The sequence below is a fragment of the Xanthomonas maliensis genome, assembly GCF_009192945.1.
GTDB classification, from domain to species: Bacteria; Pseudomonadota; Gammaproteobacteria; order Xanthomonadales; family Xanthomonadaceae; genus Xanthomonas; species Xanthomonas maliensis.
In genome coordinates, this window is sequence record NZ_NSET01000047.1 from 1 (window position 1) to 15,974 (window position 15,974).

The 15,974-nt window shown below is 63.9% G+C and carries 13 protein-coding genes; 8 read left to right on the forward strand and 5 right to left on the reverse strand.

The genetic code is table 11. The features are described from left to right. The coding region (locus tag CKY51_RS14465; RefSeq protein WP_170292334.1) for a threonine/serine exporter family protein at positions 1 to 588 on the reverse strand (588 nt) is incomplete at its 3' end. 143 nt (positions 589 to 731) lie between these two features. Here CKY51_RS14465 and CKY51_RS14470 point away from each other — a divergent pair. The 4 genes from CKY51_RS14470 (at position 732) to CKY51_RS14485 (ending at position 4,339) form a co-directional block, all read left to right on the forward strand. Continuing rightward, positions 732 to 1,844, forward strand: a complete 1,113-nt coding sequence (locus CKY51_RS14470) for an MlaE family ABC transporter permease (protein ID WP_022971029.1) — start codon at positions 732 to 734, stop codon at positions 1,842 to 1,844. Positions 1,845 to 1,929: 85 nt separating this feature from the next. Further along, complete coding sequence (locus CKY51_RS14475; protein ID WP_022971031.1) at positions 1,930 to 2,769, forward strand: ABC transporter ATP-binding protein; 840 nt, start codon at positions 1,930 to 1,932, stop codon at positions 2,767 to 2,769. A 2-nt stretch (positions 2,770 to 2,771) separates the two neighbouring features. After that, positions 2,772 to 3,698, forward strand: a complete 927-nt coding sequence (locus CKY51_RS14480) for an MlaD family protein (RefSeq protein WP_022971032.1) — start codon at positions 2,772 to 2,774, stop codon at positions 3,696 to 3,698. Continuing rightward, positions 3,695 to 4,339: an ABC-type transport auxiliary lipoprotein family protein gene (locus CKY51_RS14485; protein WP_022971033.1), complete on the forward strand. Its 645-nt coding sequence runs from the start codon at positions 3,695 to 3,697 to the stop codon at positions 4,337 to 4,339. The genes CKY51_RS14480 and CKY51_RS14485 overlap by 4 nt, the downstream gene beginning before the upstream one ends. A 220-nt stretch (positions 4,340 to 4,559) precedes the next feature. Here the strand turns inward: CKY51_RS14485 and CKY51_RS14490 are convergent, their stop codons facing one another. Further along, positions 4,560 to 5,156 carry an alpha-ketoglutarate-dependent dioxygenase AlkB family protein gene (locus CKY51_RS14490; protein WP_022971034.1) on the reverse strand — a complete coding sequence of 199 codons (597 nt, stop codon included), beginning with the start codon at positions 5,154 to 5,156 and terminating at the stop codon, positions 4,560 to 4,562. A gap of 116 nt (positions 5,157 to 5,272) precedes the next feature. Between CKY51_RS14490 and CKY51_RS14495 the strand changes: the two genes are divergently transcribed. Both CKY51_RS14495 and CKY51_RS14500 read left to right on the forward strand, forming a co-directional pair. Next, entirely contained in the window at positions 5,273 to 6,922 is a 1,650-nt protein-coding gene (locus tag CKY51_RS14495; RefSeq protein ID WP_152249416.1) for an electron transfer flavoprotein-ubiquinone oxidoreductase, read from the forward strand. A 7-nt stretch (positions 6,923 to 6,929) separates the two neighbouring features. Next, positions 6,930 to 9,773: a rhamnan synthesis F family protein gene (locus CKY51_RS14500; protein ID WP_152249417.1), complete on the forward strand. Its 2,844-nt coding sequence runs from the start codon at positions 6,930 to 6,932 to the stop codon at positions 9,771 to 9,773. A 6-nt stretch (positions 9,774 to 9,779) separates the two neighbouring features. Here CKY51_RS14500 and CKY51_RS14505 read toward each other — a convergent pair whose 3' ends face one another. Continuing rightward, complete coding sequence (locus tag CKY51_RS14505) at positions 9,780 to 10,418, reverse strand: CoA transferase subunit B (protein ID WP_022974473.1); 639 nt, start codon at positions 10,416 to 10,418, stop codon at positions 9,780 to 9,782. Continuing rightward, entirely contained in the window at positions 10,418 to 11,149 is a 732-nt protein-coding gene (locus CKY51_RS14510) for a CoA transferase subunit A (RefSeq protein WP_022974474.1), read from the reverse strand. Before CKY51_RS14510 ends, CKY51_RS14505 begins: the two co-directional genes overlap by 1 nt. 134 nt (positions 11,150 to 11,283) lie before the next feature. On the opposite strand from CKY51_RS14510, the gene CKY51_RS14515 reads away from it, so the two are divergent. Both CKY51_RS14515 and CKY51_RS14520 read left to right on the forward strand, forming a co-directional pair. Further along, a complete protein-coding gene (locus CKY51_RS14515; RefSeq protein ID WP_022974475.1) occupies positions 11,284 to 12,633 on the forward strand; it encodes a phosphohexomutase domain-containing protein in 1,350 nt (449 codons plus the stop codon). Positions 12,634 to 12,667: 34 nt separating this feature from the next. Further along, positions 12,668 to 14,071 carry a mannose-1-phosphate guanylyltransferase/mannose-6-phosphate isomerase gene (locus tag CKY51_RS14520; RefSeq protein WP_152249418.1) on the forward strand — a complete coding sequence of 468 codons (1,404 nt, stop codon included), beginning with the start codon at positions 12,668 to 12,670 and terminating at the stop codon, positions 14,069 to 14,071. 408 nt (positions 14,072 to 14,479) lie between these two features. On the opposite strand, the gene CKY51_RS14530 is transcribed toward CKY51_RS14520, so the two are convergent. After that, positions 14,480 to 15,646, reverse strand: coding sequence for a nucleotide sugar dehydrogenase (locus tag CKY51_RS14530; RefSeq protein ID WP_152249420.1), 1,167 nt, complete (start codon positions 15,644 to 15,646; stop codon positions 14,480 to 14,482). Positions 15,647 to 15,974: the final 328 nt, after the last annotated feature.

Sequence of the window (15,974 nt, forward strand, 5' to 3'; positions counted from 1 at the left end):
GGTGGCCACCACCCCGGCGAGCAGCCCCGCCAGCGCCTCGCCCGCCTCCTTGGTCGCCGGCCGCCGGTCGGTCAGCTGGGTCAGCAGCCCGATCGACATGCCGATGGCGCCAGCCGTGCCGATGTCCAGCCACGGCAGCTTCCACAACCCGGCCACGCCCGCAGCGGCCAGGCCGAACGCCAGCGTCTGCATGGTCTTGCCGCGGCGCTCGGTTTCCCGATCCAGCCGCCGCAGCGCGGTATGTCCCTGGGCGATGCTCATGCGGCCGTTGGCCACGCTATCGGCGACGTAATCGGCCACGCTCAATTTGTAGAGGTCGTTCTCGCCCGGCGCCAGGCGAATGACCCGGGTGATATCGCTGGAGCCGATCGACTTGGTGGGGTCGCTGAAACTGAGGATGATGCCGGTGGGGTTGGACCAGGGCTCGCAGTCCAGGCCCAATTTTTGCGCCAGGGCGACAACTGCCGCTTCCAGCCGCTGCGCGGTGGTCCCGTACGAATGCAGGCGCCCGGCGATCTCCGAGACGAACGCGACACGCTGGGCATAGGTGGCAGTGGCCGAAGGCTGAACGACAGTGGCGGCGGACATGCGGGGCGGGATCGGCCAGTGGAACGCCACGGGGGCGAGGCCGCCAGTGTATGCCGCTGCGGCCATTCCGGCGCGCCATCCGGTGTCCAGCATCATGCGCTCACGCGCGCCACTGTATGCTGGCGCGACCTATAGGCCGCCTCATGATCAAATCGCAACCGCCTCGCCTAGAACAAGATCCGCAGGATCACGCCCAGGTGCGTCTCGCCGGCAGTTGGGTGCTCGCCACCGCCCTGCCGCAGGCGGAGCTGCTGCAGGCCGTCCCCGATGGGGTGCGACGCATCGACGCGCGCGGCATCCAGCAACTGGATTCGGCCGGCGTGCTGCAGTTGCTGCGCTTTGCCGGGCGCATGGGGCTGAAGGAAGACGCGATCGACTTCCGCGATGAACACCAGGCCCTGGTGTGCACCATCGAGGAACTCAACGACGAGCGCCCCAAGCCCAAGCGCGATTACGGCTTCGTGGCGGCGTTGGATCGCCTTGGCCGGGCGACGCACCGGGTCGGTCAGGACATCCTGGAACTGAACAGCTTTCTGGGCGAGAACCTGGTCAAGATCATGCGACTGATCCACGAGCCGCGTCGCTTCCGCCTGACCTCGACCGTGCATCACATGGAACAGGTCGGCCTGGACGCGGTGCCGCTGGTGGTGCTGCTGTCGTATCTGGTCGGTGCGGTGATCGCCTTTCTCGGCTCGACGATCCTGCGCGACTTCGGCGCAGAGATCTACGTGGTCGAGCTGGTCTCCATTGCCTTCCTGCGCGAATTTGCGGTGCTGTTGACCGCCATCGTGCTGGCTGGCCGCACCGCCAGCGCCTTCACTGCCCAGATCGGCGCGATGAAGTCGCGCGAGGAAGTGGATGCGATCCGCACGCTCGGCCTGGATCCGATCGACCTGCTGGTCATTCCGCGGCTGCTGGCCCTGATCGTCACCCTGCCGCTGCTGACCTTCATTGCGATGATCGCCGGCCTGGCCGGTGGCGTGACCGTGGGTGCATTCGATCTGGACATCCCGCCGCAGATGTATCTGGCACGCATGCACGAGACGATCCAGCTGCGTCACTTCCTGGTCGGCTTGTCCAAGGCGCCGCTGTTCGCGCTGGTGATCGGCCTGATCGGCTGCCTGGAGGGACTCAAGGTCAGCGGTACCGCGCAATCGGTCGGCGAGCGCACGACCTCCTCGGTGGTACAGACGATTTCCCTGGTCATCATCCTCGATGCCATTGCGGCGTTGTGGTTCATGAAGATGGGGTGGTGATGGGAACGACCGTCGACAGCTACGACTCGCCGTTCGTGCACGCCAAACGTGCCGACAGTGCCATGAGATTCGAGAGGAACCTGCGTTGAGCAATCCCGAATCCCAGATCCCGCCTCCCGAGACAGACGAGACCGACGACGACCAGTTGGCGATCTCCGTGCGCGGGCTCACCAACCGCTTCGGCAGCCAGACCGTGCACGAAGACCTGGACCTGGACGTGCGCCGCGGCGAGATCCTCGGCGTGGTCGGCGGCTCGGGCACCGGCAAGTCGGTGCTGATGCGCAGCATCCTGGGGCTGCGCGAACCCGATGCCGGCCGCATCCACGTGCTGGGCGCCGACGCGCGCTCGGGGCGTCTGGCCGACCGCCAGCACATTACCCGCAACACCGGCGTGCTGTTCCAGGATGGCGCGCTGTTCTCGTCGATGACGGTCGGCGAGAACGTGCAGGTTCCGTTGAAGGAACACCACGGCGAGTTTCCCGAGCGCTGGTATTTCGAGCTGGCGCTGCTGAAGATCAAATTGGCCGGCCTGCCCGCCGATGCACTGGACAAACTGCCCTCGCAGCTGTCCGGTGGCATGCGCAAGCGCGCCGGACTGGCGCGTGCGTTGGCGCTGGATCCGCCGCTGCTGTTCCTGGACGAACCGACCGCCGGCCTGGATCCGATCGGTGCGGCCGCGTTCGACCGCTTGATCCGCACCCTGCAGCAGGCGCTGGGCCTGACCGTGTTTCTGATCACCCACGACCTGGACACGCTCTACGCCATCTGCGATCGCATCGCGGTGCTGGCCGATCGCAAGGTGATCGCCAATGCGCCGCTGGCCGAGGTCGAGCACATCGATCACCCCTGGATCCAGGAATACTTCCACGGTCCGCGCGCGCGCGCTGCGCGCCAGGCCCGGACCGCCACCACCGAGACCGCCTGAGCATGGAAACCAAAGCCAATTACGTCCTGATCGGCGCCTTCACCATCGTGGCGGGCCTGGCCCTGCTGCTGTTCGGGCTCTGGGCCGCCAAGTACTCCTCCGACCGCACCTGGCAGCAATACCGGGTGGTGTTCCGCGAGGCAGTGACCGGCCTGTCGGTCGGCAGCCCGGTGCAGTACAACGGCATCGCGGTCGGCTCGATCACCGAGCTGACGCTGGCGCCGAACGATCCGCGCCAGGTGGTCGCGCATGTGCGCGTCAATTCGACCACGCCGATCAAGAGCGACACCCGCGCCAAGCTGGCGATCACCAGCCTGACCGGCCCGTCGATCATCCAGCTTTCCGGCGGCACCCCGGAGGCGCCGGCGCTGACCAGCATCGACAAGAGCGATGCGCCAATCATCCAGACCACCCCGTCGGCGCTGCAGAACATCACCGACACCGCCAATCGCATCGTCGAACGCCTGGACGAAGTGCTGTCGGACAAGAACGTGGCCAGCATCTCGGCCACGTTGCAGAACCTGGAGAAGATCAGCGGCGGCATTGCCGACCGCGACCAGGGCATGCAGTCGTTGATCGTCAGCGCGCGCGATGCGGCGCGCAATCTCGATGCCACCCTGACCACCACCAACGGCACCATCCAGCGGCTGGACCAGAATCTGGTCCAACAGTTGCCGGGGATCGTCAACAAGCTCGACGCCACCCTGGCCAAGCTGGATTCGGCCGCTGGCAATGCCGACAACATCCTTGGCGAGAATCGTGCCGCCATCAACAGCTTCGCCACCGACGGACTCGGCCAGCTCGGTCCGACGCTGACCGAGTTGCGTAGCCTGATCCGCGACCTGCGCCGGGTCAGCGACCGTCTGGACAACAATCCCGCGCGCTACCTGCTCGGTCGCGATGCCCCCAAGGAGTTCGAACCCAAATGACCACCTCGCGTCTGTTGCGTCCCCTGCTGTGCGTGTCGTTGTTGGCGCTGGGCGGCTGTTCGGTGCTTGCCGGCGGCGACCGTGCGCCGGCCACGATCTATGCGCCGACGGTGCGGGTCAACCCCAACCCGGCCTGGCCGCAGGTCAGCTGGCAGCTGTCGGTGATCAAGCCCACCGCCGCACGCGTGGTCGACAGCCCGCGCATCAATGTGCGCCCGACGCCAGGCGAGTTGCAGGTCTACCACGGCGTGAGCTGGGCCCAGCCGGCCACCGATATGCTGGAAGACAGCGTGGTGCGGGCGTTCGAGGACTCCGGCAAGATCGCCGCGGTCGCTCGCGTCGGCACCGGCATCCGCTCCGATTACAGGCTGGCGATCGACCTGCGCCGCTTCGAATCGGACTATGCCGGCCAGACGCTGCCCTCGGCGACCATCGAGGTCAATGCCAAACTGCTGCATGCCTCCGATCAGCGCGTGGTCGCCTCGCGCACGTTCCTGGTCGCCCGGCCGGCCACTGCCACCGGCACAGCCGAGGTCGCGACGGCATTCGAACAGGCGCTGACGCAGATCACCACCGAGCTGGTGGGCTGGACCCTGGTCACCGGCCAACAAGACAGCCAGACCCAGCAACGCACACCGTAAATCGTGCACCGGGCCGTGACGTGTGCAGCCGGCACACGGCCTGGGGTTCACCCGTGCATTTCAGCGGAGGCCTTCCTTACCGAAGAGCCATCGGCGGCACGCGGGATCACGCGGGCAGCGCAATGCCGCCCCCGCAGGTATGCCATGCAGCAGCGACAGCGCGGAATCGTTCGCAACCGGGCGGAAACGACGGTCGGCACTGCCTGGGCCATGCGTCGGATCAGCGCCCGGGCAGCGGCAGGATCTGGCGAAACGTCAGGTTGATCCGCTCGCCGACCGGGCGCGCGGTGCGCGGCAGCGCATGCTTGTACAGGCGCTGGGTGTGCCCGGCCATCAGCAGCAGATCCCCGTGTCCCAGCGTCAGCACGTGGCCGAGTGCAGGATCGTGCCGGTGCTTGAAGGCGAAACGACGCGCTGCGCCCAGGCTCAACGAGGCGATGATCGGCTGCGGCCCCAGCTCCGGCTCATCGTCGCTATGCCAGCCCATCGCATCGCGGCCGTCGCGATAACGGTTGAGCAAGACGCTGTTGTAGGCGCAGTCGGTTTCGGCGTGCAGCCGCGCGCGCAGCGGCAGCAACGCCTCCAGCCATGGACGTGGCACGAAGCGCGTGCCCGAATAGCGATAACTGGCCTCCGGATCGCCAATCCAGCAACTCAATCGCGGCGAATCGACCATCCGGCCGAACATGCGGATGCGATGGACCTCCCACGGCGCCTGCGCCTGCAGCGTGCACAACAAGGCATCGGCCTGATCGGCGGCCAACCAGCCCCGACACCAGCCAATCTGCGCTCCTGGCAATGCCACCGTCTCCTGCATGGACGCACGCTAGCACGGGTCTTGCGCCACCAGCGTCACTGAATCGGGCGGATTTGCCGCCATCACATCGAATCCCGGAAAATACCGGCAGCCATCGAGCCAACGGGAGCGGAACAATGTCGGAAACGGGAGTCGGCGCAAGCGCGCCAGAGACGGTCGAACGCGACGTCATGGAGTACGACGTCGTCACCGTCGGTGCCGGTCCGGCCGGCCTGGCGTTCGCGATCCGGCTCAAGCAGCTCGATCCTGGCATCAGCGTATGCGTGATCGAGAAGTCCAGCACCATCGGTGCACATATCCTGTCCGGCGCGGTGATCGAGCCGGGTCCGCTCGACGCGCTGCTGCCCGGTTGGCGCGACACTCCGCCGCCGATTTGCGTGCCGGCCAGCGAAGACGAGTTCTGGCTGCTCGGCAAGGACACCGCGCGCAAGTTCCCGATCGTGCCTCCGGGCATGCGCAACCACGGCAACTTCATCGTCAGCCTGGGCGCGATGTGCGCCTGGCTGGCGCCGCAGGCCGAGGCGCTAGGCGTGGAGATCTATCCCGGCTTTGCCGCCGCCGAGACCTTGCACGACGAGAGCGGCCAGGTGGTTGGCGTGCGCATCGGCGACATGGGCGTCGCCAAGGACGGCAGCCACAAGCCTGGCTATACCGCCGGCATCGACATTCGCGCCAAGGTCACCGTGCTGGCCGAAGGCGCGCGCGGCCATCTGACCAAGCGGCTGCTCAAGCGCTTCGAGCTGACTGCCGGCGTCGATCCGCAGGCGTATTCGATCGGCATCAAGGAACTGTGGCAGGTACCGGAGGGCCGCGTGGTGCCGGGCAAGATCGTGCATACGCTGGGCTGGCCAGCGGACAACCGCACCTATGGCGGCAGCTTCCTGTATCACCTGGAAAACAACCAGATCGCGCTGGGCTATGTCAGTGGGCTGGATTACAGCGACCCGCAGTACCAGCCCTGGGAAGCCTTCCAGCAATGGAAGAACCATCCACTGATCAAGCCGTTGCTGGAAGGCGGCAGCATTCTGTCGGCCGGCGCCCGCGCCATTGTGACCGGTGGCTGGCAATCGCTTCCCAAGGTGGAGATGCCCGGCGCACTGTTGATTGGCGACACCGCCGGTCTGCTCAACGTGCCCAAGATCAAGGGCACTCATCAGGCCATCCGCAGCGGCATGCTGGCGGCCGAACATTTGGTCCAGTCGCAGCTGGCACCGCAGGGTTTCGACGCGAAACTGCGCGCGTCCGACGCGATGGCCGAACTGAAGCAGGTGCGCAATATCAAGCCTGGCTTCAAGAAGGGCTTGTGGTTCGGCATGCTCAACGCCGCCTGGGAGACCGCGCTCAAGGGCGCCTCACCGTGGACGCTGAAGAACACCCCCGACTGGTCGGCCCTGCAGAAGATCGGCCAGTACGAGCAACCCAAGCGCGACTATGTGCAGCGCGAGCTGGCACCGCGCGACCGCCTGCAGGGCGTGTATTTCGCCGCCACCGAGCACGACGAAGACCAACCAGTGCACTTGCACGTGCTCGACACCGACATCTGCGCGACCCGCTGCGTGCAGGAATACGACAACCCGTGCACGCGCTTCTGCCCGGCCAATGTCTACGAGATGGTGGCCGACTCCGCCAGCCCGTCCGGCAAGCGGCTGCAGATCAACGCCGCCAACTGCGTGCACTGCAAGACCTGCGACATCAAGGACCCGTACGAGATCATCAACTGGGTGACCCCGGAGGGTGGTTCCGGGCCGAACTACCAGAACTTGTAAGCACTTGATGAAATCACTACTGCAACGTCTGGCGCGTTGGAGCGCGGCGATCCGCCTCTCTATCGCCCGTCACGGCGGCGGAGCCACCGGGCTGTTAACGGTGGCGACCAGAGCCGTTAAGGTGATCCGTGCGCTTGGGGTTCGCGGCTTCTGGCAACGCGTCGCACTAGCCACCCGCAAGCCCAGTCCGATCACCACCCGTCTGGCAACGCATCGTTTTGCGGCTCCGTCGCCACTGTCCGAAGTCCGGTTGCGCGTTGGCATCATGGCACATGTCTTCTATACCGACCTGCTGGACGAGTTTGCAACGGCCTTGGAGAACATGCCGCTGCCCTTCGACCTACTGGTCTCGGTTATGGACGCGACGGCTGCAGAGCAGGCTCGGCATGGCCTTACGGGTATTTCAAAGCTCCACACTCTGCACATCCGGGTCGTTCCCAACCGAGGGCGCGATATCGCGCCTCTGCTGGTCGCTTTCCGTGAGGAGATTCTCGCGCTCGATCTGGTCTGTCACATCCATACCAAAAAGTCGCTCTATACCGGAAGCGAACAGAGCAGTTGGCGCCAATACTTGGTCAATTCCTTACTGGGCAGTAGTGAGCGAATCGGCTGGCTATTGGGAATGTTCCAGGCCGAGCCGCGCCTTGGAATCATTTATCCGGAAAGCCACGAGAGCGTCCCTTTATGGGCGCATACCTGGTTGAGCAACTTCTCCGCGTGCAATGCACTGGCCATGCAGCTGGGATTTTCCATTTCGCAGAATCAATACATCGACTTTCCAGCAGGATCGATGTTTTGGGCCAGGGTAGATGCGTTGCGACCGCTTTACGAATTGAATCTTCGATTGGAGGACTTTCCTCCCGAAGAAGGACAGATTGATGGGACCCTCCACCATGCGATGGAACGCATGTTCGTTGCCGTTGCAAGGCAGAGTGGCTTCGTTGCGGGTGTACTCCCTGCGGATGGTGGCCTGGCGTTGAGCACGGAAGGAGCACGCAACTGGCATAGTGCTCTGAGTACGCCGCTATCAACGCGCCTGACACTATCCGCACTCGAAGCAGAACTGATATCGCTGGACGTCTTCGACACTCTCGTCACCCGACCCTTTCTGACCCCGGAAGCAGCCCGCAACTATCTGGCGAACAAGGTCGAGAGGACCTTCGGGCTCTCTGGCTTCCATGCGTTGCGCGAGCTCGCTGAAGCCCGCGCACGTGTTCGGCTCGGGCACGACGTCGACATCTCCGCCATTTATGAAGACCTTGCCGCACTTTCCGAAGCTGCCGCCCCGATTCGGCAGGCGCTGCTGGAATACGAGATCGCATTCGAGCAGTCGTTGCTTCGCCCACGACGTGGCATGATCGAAGCCGCTGCCGCGGGGCAAGCGCGGGGCAAGCGCCTGATCGCGATTTCGGACATGTATCTCGACCATGTGACACTCAAAAAAATTCTCCCGAATGAGGTCACCGCGCTTCCTGGCAACTGGTATGTTTCATGCGAAACGCATTTGCGCAAGGACGATGGAGGCATATGGGAATGGGTATCCACACAGGAAGCTGTCGAAAAAGCTAGGTGGCTGCATGTCGGAGACAATGAACTCAGCGACATCCAACGCCCCCAACTGCATCGGTTATTGACGCCGGTTCACGTCATCCGCCCGTCTGCCTTGCTGGACATCGTGCCCAGTCTGCGTCCGCTGCGACCTGCGGATGGTCCACAGGCTCGTTGGCAGGACCAGCTCTGGCTGGGACTTCTTGCCAATCACTTCGCTGACATCGCCGATACCGCTCCCGAGCAGCTGTTGCCCAAACCGGTGTTGTCGGAGTTTTCCTTCGGCTATGCAGTCATCGGCCCACTGGTCCTTGACTATCTGGCCTGGCTGACAAGAACCGCGCTGGCGCAAGGCCACCAGCACTTGCTGTTCCTGAGCAGGGAAGGCTATCTGCTCGAGAAGGCGTTCGCCGTACTCAAGGGGGTCTCACCGGCACTGGCTCAGCTCAGCGGACATTATTTTCTCGCGTCACGCCGCGGTACCGGCACTCCATCGCTGCATGTCGCAAGCGATCTGCGCTCGCTGCTGGGTAGCACTTATGTTGGCAACCTGCATGGCCTAGTCCGCGCACGTCTCGGCGAAGCCGCGGGTGACGTGGTGGAAGCCCATCTCGACATGGAAGCCCTAAAGCAGGACATCTATCTACCAGAGATGCAGGACGCAACAATGGAGATGCTCGCCCCGGCCACCGCGGCTTTGTTGAAATTGGCTGCCGAGGAACGAGGGCATTATCTCGACTACTGGCACAGCGTTGTTGGCAGCGGCAGTGCGCTTGTCGCAGACATTGGTTATGCCGGCACAATCCAAGCCAATCTTGCACGCATGACAGGTGAGACCGTAAACGGCGCCTATTTCGCCCTGAATGCCGGCGCCAACAGGCTGGCGGACAACAGCCTGGCTAGCGCACGCTATTTCGATGGCCGGCACGGCGAGGATGCAGACAGCTCGGCAATCCTTCGCCACGACCTACTGCTGGAGACGCTGCTCACCGCCCCGACCGCGCAGTTTTCGCACTTCACTGCGGGAGAACACGCTCCGACAGCCGTGTATCTTCAAACGGAATCGACTCCGTCATATTGGAACTGCATCGAAAAGGTACACGCCGGCGCGCTCGCGTTCGTCAACGCAGTGTGTTCGATAACGGGTGATGAAAGCCATCTACTGAGTCTCGATCGCACATTGGTGCAGCAACCCTTAATTTGTGTCGGTACTGGCGAATGGTCTGCCCCCTGGCTGGCAGACCTCGCTGTTGCCGATCAATTCACCGGGCGCGGACTGGTGAGTGCCAGCGCCCTCGCGTAGGGTGATTCACCCACAGCCGATTGTGAACTCCACCCCGGTCTTGACCCGCAATTCCTCGAGTTCCACGCCGTCGGCACGCTCCACCAGCACCAGGCCATCGGCGGTGACATCGAACACCGCCAGATCGGTGATGATGCGATCCACCACGCCCACACCGGTCAGCGGCAAATCGCATTGCGGCAGGATCTTGTGGGCTCCGTCCTTGGCGACGTGCTCCATCAGCACGACCACGCGCTTGACGCCGGCCACCAGGTCCATGGCGCCGCCCATGCCCTTGACCATCTTGCCGGGCACCATCCAGTTGGCCAGGTCGCCCTGCGCGGTGACCTGCATGGCGCCAAGAATGGCCAGGTCGATATGGCCACCGCGGATCATCGCGAAGGAGTCGTGGCTCCCGAAATAACTCGCACCGGCACGCGCGGTCACCGTCTGTTTGCCGGCGTTGATCAGATCCGCATCCACGTCTTGCTCGGTTGGGAACGGACCGATGCCAAGGAGACCGTTCTCCGACTGCAACCACACGTCCACTCCTTCGGGGATGTGGTTGGCCACCAGGGTGGGCAGACCGATGCCCAGGTTGACGTAGGCGCCATCGGTCAACTCGCGCGCTGCGCGTGCGGCCATCTGCTCGCGGGTCCAGGCCATCAGTGTTCTCCCTGGCGCACGGTGCGCTGTTCGATGCGTTTTTCCGGCGTGGCGTTGAGGACCAGGCGATCGACGTAGATGCCCGGCAGGTGCACGTGGTCGGGATCGATCGCGCCCAGTTCCACGATTTCCTCGACCTCGGCGATGCAGATCTTGCCAGCCATTGCGCAGGCCGGATTGAAGTTGCGCGCGGTCTTGCGGAACACCAGATTGCCTGCAGTATCCGCGCGCCAGGCCTTGACCAGCGCCACGTCGGCCTGCAACGCGGTTTCCAGCACATAGTGCTTGCCATTAAAACTGCGCGTTTCCTTCCCCTCGGCGACGATCGTGCCGTAGCCGGTCGCGGTATAGAACGCCGGGATACCAGCGCCGCCGGCACGCAAGCGCTCGGCCAGCGTGCCCTGCGGATTGAATTCCAGCTCCAGCTCGCCGCCCAGGTACTGGCGCTCGAACTCCTTGTTCTCGCCCACGTAGGACGAAATCATCTTGCGGATCTGCCGGGTCGCCAGCAGTTGGCCCAGTCCGAAGCCATCGACGCCCGCGTTGTTGGAGATCACCGTCAGCCCGCTCACCCCGCTCTGCCGCAGCGCGTCGATCAGCGCCTCGGGAATGCCGCACAACCCGAAGCCGCCGACCGCCAGGGTCTGCCCATCGGCGACCACGCCGGCCAAGGCCGTTCTGGCGTCGGCGTAGCGCTTGCCGCCAGCCGTCCCATGTCCATCGTTGCTCATCACCGCCCTCACCTCGCTGATGTGAAGCACGCATTCTAGCCGCTGACTGTTCCCTGTCCTCGGTCGCCCCGCAGCCACACCAAATACACGGGCCAGCCGCTACACTCGGCTGTCCCCCACCCAAGGATCTGCCCATGACGCTACCCGCCTTCAAGGCCTACGACATCCGGGGCCGCGTGCCCGATGAACTCAACGAGGACTTGGCCCGCCAGATCGGCGTGGCATTGGCGGCGCAGCTGGGCGAAGGGCCCGTCGTTCTCGGCCACGACGTCCGGCTGGCCAGTCCGGCCTTGCAGGATGCCCTGGCGGCAGGCCTGCGCGCCAAGGGCCGGGAAGTCATCGACATCGGTCTGTGCGGAACCGAGGAAGTGTATTTCCAGACCGATCACCTCGGCGCCGCCGGTGGCGTGATGGTCACCGCCAGCCATAATCCGATGGATTACAACGGCATGAAGCTGGTGCGCGAACAGGCGCGCCCGATCAGCTCGGATACCGGCTTGTTCGCCATCCGCGATGTGGTCGCCTCCGGTTCAGTCGAGGTCGGTGCGCCCACCGCCGCCCAGCATAGCCGTACCGACAAGACTGCGTACCTGGAACACCTGTTGAGCTATGTCGATCGTAGCGCGCTCAAGCCGCTGAAGCTGGTCGTCAATGCCGGCAATGGCGGCGCTGGCTTGATCATCGATCAGCTTGCGCCGCATCTGCCTTTCGAATTCGTGCGGGTTTTCCACGAGCCCGATGGCAACTTCCCCAACGGCATCCCCAACCCACTGCTGCCGGAAAATCGCGACGCGACCGCGAAGGCGGTCAAGGACCACGGCGCCGACTTCGGCATCGCCTGGGATGGCGACTTCGATCGTTGCTTCTTCTTCGACCATACCGGCCGCTTCATCGAGGGCTATTACCTGGTCGGCCTGCTGGCCCAGGCCATCCTGGCCAAGCAGCCGGGTGGCAAGGTGGTCCACGATCCGCGCCTGACCTGGAACACCATCGAGCAAGTCGAGCAGGCCGGTGGCGTCCCGGTGCTGTGCAAGAGCGGCCATGCCTTCATCAAGGAAAAGATGCGCAGCGAAAACGCCGTCTATGGCGGCGAGATGAGCGCCCACCACTATTTCCGCGAGTTCGCCTACGCCGACTCCGGCATGATCCCCTGGCTGCTGATCGCCGAGCTGGTGTCCACCTCTGGCACCACGCTGGCCGACCTGGTCGAAGAACGCATGCAGAAGTTCCCCTGCAGCGGTGAAATCAACTTCAAGGTCGCCGATGCCAAGGCCGCCGTCGCCCGGGTGATGGAGCGCTACAGCGGCGACAACCCGGCCCTGGACTACACCGATGGAGTGAGCGCCGAGTTCCCGCAGTGGCGCTTCAATCTGCGCAGCTCCAATACCGAACCCCTGCTGCGTCTGAATGTCGAGACGCGCGGCGATGCCGCGCTGCTGCAGCAGCGCACGGACGAGATTTCGGCGATCCTCAAGCAATCCTGACCGTACCCCCTTGACCCACGGAGCTCCCCCATCCATGTCTGACGTCCTTCCCATCATTCTTTCCGGCGGCTCCGGCACGCGCCTGTGGCCGCTGTCGCGCGAAACCTATCCGAAGCAGTTCCTGCCGCTGGTTGGCGAGCAGACGATGCTGCAGTCGACCTGGCATCGCGCCGCGCCGGTCGCAGGCCACGCGCCGATTATCGTGGCCAACGAGGAGCATCGATTCATCGCCGCTGAGCAACTGCAACAGCTTGGCGTCAAACCGTCCGCGATCCTGCTGGAGCCGAAGGGGCGGAATACCGCTCCAGCCATCGCCGTGGCAGCGCTCGAGGCGACCCGTGACGGCAGCGATCCGCTCTTGTTGGTGCTGCCTTCGGATCATGTCATCCGTGACGAGGCAGCCTTCCAAGCAGCAGTAACGCAGGCAGCGCAAGCCGCTAGCCAAGGCAAGCTTGTGACCTTCGGTATCAAGCCGACGTCGCCGGAGACCGGCTATGGCTATATCAAGGCTGCTGGTGGCACAGGCGTCAGCCCGGTTGAGCGTTTTGTCGAAAAGCCCGACCTGACGACCGCCCAGGGCTATCTGGCATCCGGCGAGTACTACTGGAACAGCGGCATGTTCCTGTTCCGTGCCTCGCGTTATCTGGAGGAACTGCGCAAGTTTCAACCCGCGATCGCAGAGGCCAGCAGGAAAGCCTGGGAATTGAGCAAGCGCGACGCCGATTTCACCCGCCTGGACAAGGATGCGTTCGCTGCCAGCCCTTCGGATTCGATCGACTATGCGGTGATGGAAAAGACTGCCGACGCCGTCGTCGTGCCGCTGGATGCCGGCTGGAACGACGTGGGCTCCTGGTCTGCCCTACTGGAGGTTTCCGAACAAGATGGTGCCGGCAATGCGCATCACGGCGATGTCATCCAGATCGACTGCCGCAATACCTACGCCTATGGTTCGCGCCTGATCGCCATGGTCGGCCTGGAGGACGTGGTGGTGGTCGAGACACCGGACGCCGTCTTGGTCGGCCATCGCGACCGCATTCAGGAAGTCAAGGACGTAGTCGGCCAGATCAAGTCCAACGGCCGCTCAGAAGCGACCTGGCACCGCAAGGTCTACCGGCCCTGGGGCGCCTACGATTCGATCGACAATGGTCATCGCCATCAGGTAAAGCGCATCACCGTCAAGCCGGGGGCGGTGTTGAGCCTGCAGATGCACCATCACCGGGCCGAGCACTGGATCGTGGTCAGCGGCACTGCCGAAGTCACCCGCGGCGAGGAAGTGTTGCTGCTGACCGAGAACCAGAGCACCTATATCCCGCTCGGCGTGACCCACCGCCTGCGCAATCCGGGCAAGTTGCCGCTGGAGTTGATCGAAGTGCAGTCCGGCAGCTATCTGGGCGAGGACGATATCGTGCGTTTCGAGGACACCTACGGCCGCGCTTGATCGCCTAGATCAGCGCACGTCGCACGCAAGACGGCGGCCCATGGCCGCCGTCTTGCGTTACATGCCTGACTGGTCGCGATTCGAGGACGCCATCTCGTGACCGACAAGCAACGACTCCTAGAGCGTGTGATGCACGTCGATGAGATGCGTTGACCGTCAGCGGTGCGGAGCGGGTGCTGGGTGGCGCCGGCTTAGCTGGCGCCAAGGCAAGCCGCGCGGCGCACGCCTTGTCTCGACGCGCCGCAGGACGCTTCGCACTCACCTCAAAGTGCATAACATGCTCTAGCCCTCGCTAAACGGAAGCGCGTTGCGAACACTCGCAGTAGTGACCTCCGCTCCAGTCAACATTGCATGGACAGGCGGGTAGCGAGCCACCCACCTGCGTCGTGGCCGGCAGGATCGCCAGACTCAGTTATCGCCGAACAGATCGCGGGTATAGACCTTGTCCTGCACGTCCTGCAGCGCATCGGCCATGCGGTTGCTGATGATGACGTCGGCCTCGCGCTTGAACGCCTCCAGGTCGTTGACCACGCGCGAACGGAAGAACTCCGGCTCGCTCAATGTGGGTTCGTAGACGATGACTTCGACGCCCTTGGCCTTGATCCGCTTCATCACGCCCTGGATGCTTGAAGAACGGAAGTTGTCCGAGCCAGCCTTCATGATCAAACGATAGATGCCGACCACCTTCGGATTGCGGCGCAGCACGTCGCTCGCAATGAAGTCCTTGCGGGTGGTATTGGAATCGACGATCGCCCGGATGATGTTCTGCGGCACGCTCTGGTAGTTGGCCAGCAACTGCTTGGTGTCCTTGGGCAGACAATAGCCGCCGTAGCCGAAGGAAGGGTTGTTGTAGTGGCTGCCGATACGCGGATCCAGGCAGATGCCCTCGATGATCTGGCGGCTGTCCAGACCATGGGTGAGCGCATACGTGTCGAGTTCGTTGAAGTAGGACACCCGCATCGCCAGATAGGTGTTGGCGAATAGCTTGATCGCCTCGGCCTCGGTCGGCTCGGTGAACAGCACCGGCACGTCGGGCTTGAGCGCGCCTTCCTGCAACAGCCGCGCGAAGGTTTCCGCACGCGCCGAGCGCTCGCCGACGATGATGCGCGAGGGGTACAGGTTGTCATACAACGCACGGCCTTCGCGCAGGAATTCCGGCGAGAAGATGATGTTGTCGGTCCCGAACTGTTCGCGCACCTTGGCCACGTAGCCAACCGGAATGGTGGACTTGATCACCATGGTCGCCTGCGGATTGATGTCCAGCACCTTGGCGATCACCACCTCGATCGAGCGGGTATTGAAGTAATTGGTGACCGGATCGTAGTCGGTCGGCGTGGCGATGATCACGAAATCGGCCCCGGCGAAGGCCTCCTCGGCGTCCAGCGTTGCCTTGAAGTTCAAGCCACCCTGGGCCAACGCGGCCTCGAGTTCCTTGTCGACGATCGGCGAGCGGCCCTCGTTGAGTAGCTTGACCTTGGCCTCGACGATGTCCAGCGCCACCACCTCATGGTGCTTGGCGAGCAACACGCCATTGGACAGACCGACATAGCCGGTACCCGCGACAGCGATCTTCATTGGAATTCCTTGCGACATTGGATGGGGGAGGATGCAGCGCGCTGCATGCAGGCCCTGGTGTGTTGCGACACGGCCGAGCCCGCAATGGACGGCCCAGACGCATGGGGGACACGCAAGACCTGCACGGTGCCGATGGATACGATGGCGCGCTCACCCACCAGGCACGCATTGCGCATGCATCGGGGACCCACCATCCATCTGCGGCACATCCACGCCGACCGTCGACCACGACACAGGTGTTCGCCCGGCACAGATCAGCCCCCGATGGTAGCCGAACCGATGTGCAAGGCATGAGTCGGCGCTGAAGCGACACCGCCCCACGATCCCA

Coding starts and splice junctions, on each gene's coding strand:
- CKY51_RS14470 (WP_022971029.1), top strand. CDS start 732: ATGATCAAATCGCAACCGCCTCGCCTAGAACAAGATCCGCAGGATCAC.
- CKY51_RS14480 (WP_022971032.1), top strand. CDS start 2,772: ATGGAAACCAAAGCCAATTACGTCCTGATCGGCGCCTTCACCATCGTG.
- CKY51_RS14485 (WP_022971033.1), top strand. CDS start 3,695: ATGACCACCTCGCGTCTGTTGCGTCCCCTGCTGTGCGTGTCGTTGTTG.
- CKY51_RS14490 (WP_022971034.1), bottom strand. CDS start 5,156: ATGCAGGAGACGGTGGCATTGCCAGGAGCGCAGATTGGCTGGTGTCGG.
- CKY51_RS14495 (WP_152249416.1), top strand. CDS start 5,273: ATGTCGGAAACGGGAGTCGGCGCAAGCGCGCCAGAGACGGTCGAACGC.
- CKY51_RS14500 (WP_152249417.1), top strand. CDS start 6,930: ATGAAATCACTACTGCAACGTCTGGCGCGTTGGAGCGCGGCGATCCGC.
- CKY51_RS14505 (WP_022974473.1), bottom strand. CDS start 10,418: ATGGCCTGGACCCGCGAGCAGATGGCCGCACGCGCAGCGCGCGAGTTG.
- CKY51_RS14510 (WP_022974474.1), bottom strand. CDS start 11,149: ATGAGCAACGATGGACATGGGACGGCTGGCGGCAAGCGCTACGCCGAC.
- CKY51_RS14515 (WP_022974475.1), top strand. CDS start 11,284: ATGACGCTACCCGCCTTCAAGGCCTACGACATCCGGGGCCGCGTGCCC.
- CKY51_RS14520 (WP_152249418.1), top strand. CDS start 12,668: ATGTCTGACGTCCTTCCCATCATTCTTTCCGGCGGCTCCGGCACGCGC.
- CKY51_RS14530 (WP_152249420.1), bottom strand. CDS start 15,646: ATGAAGATCGCTGTCGCGGGTACCGGCTATGTCGGTCTGTCCAATGGC.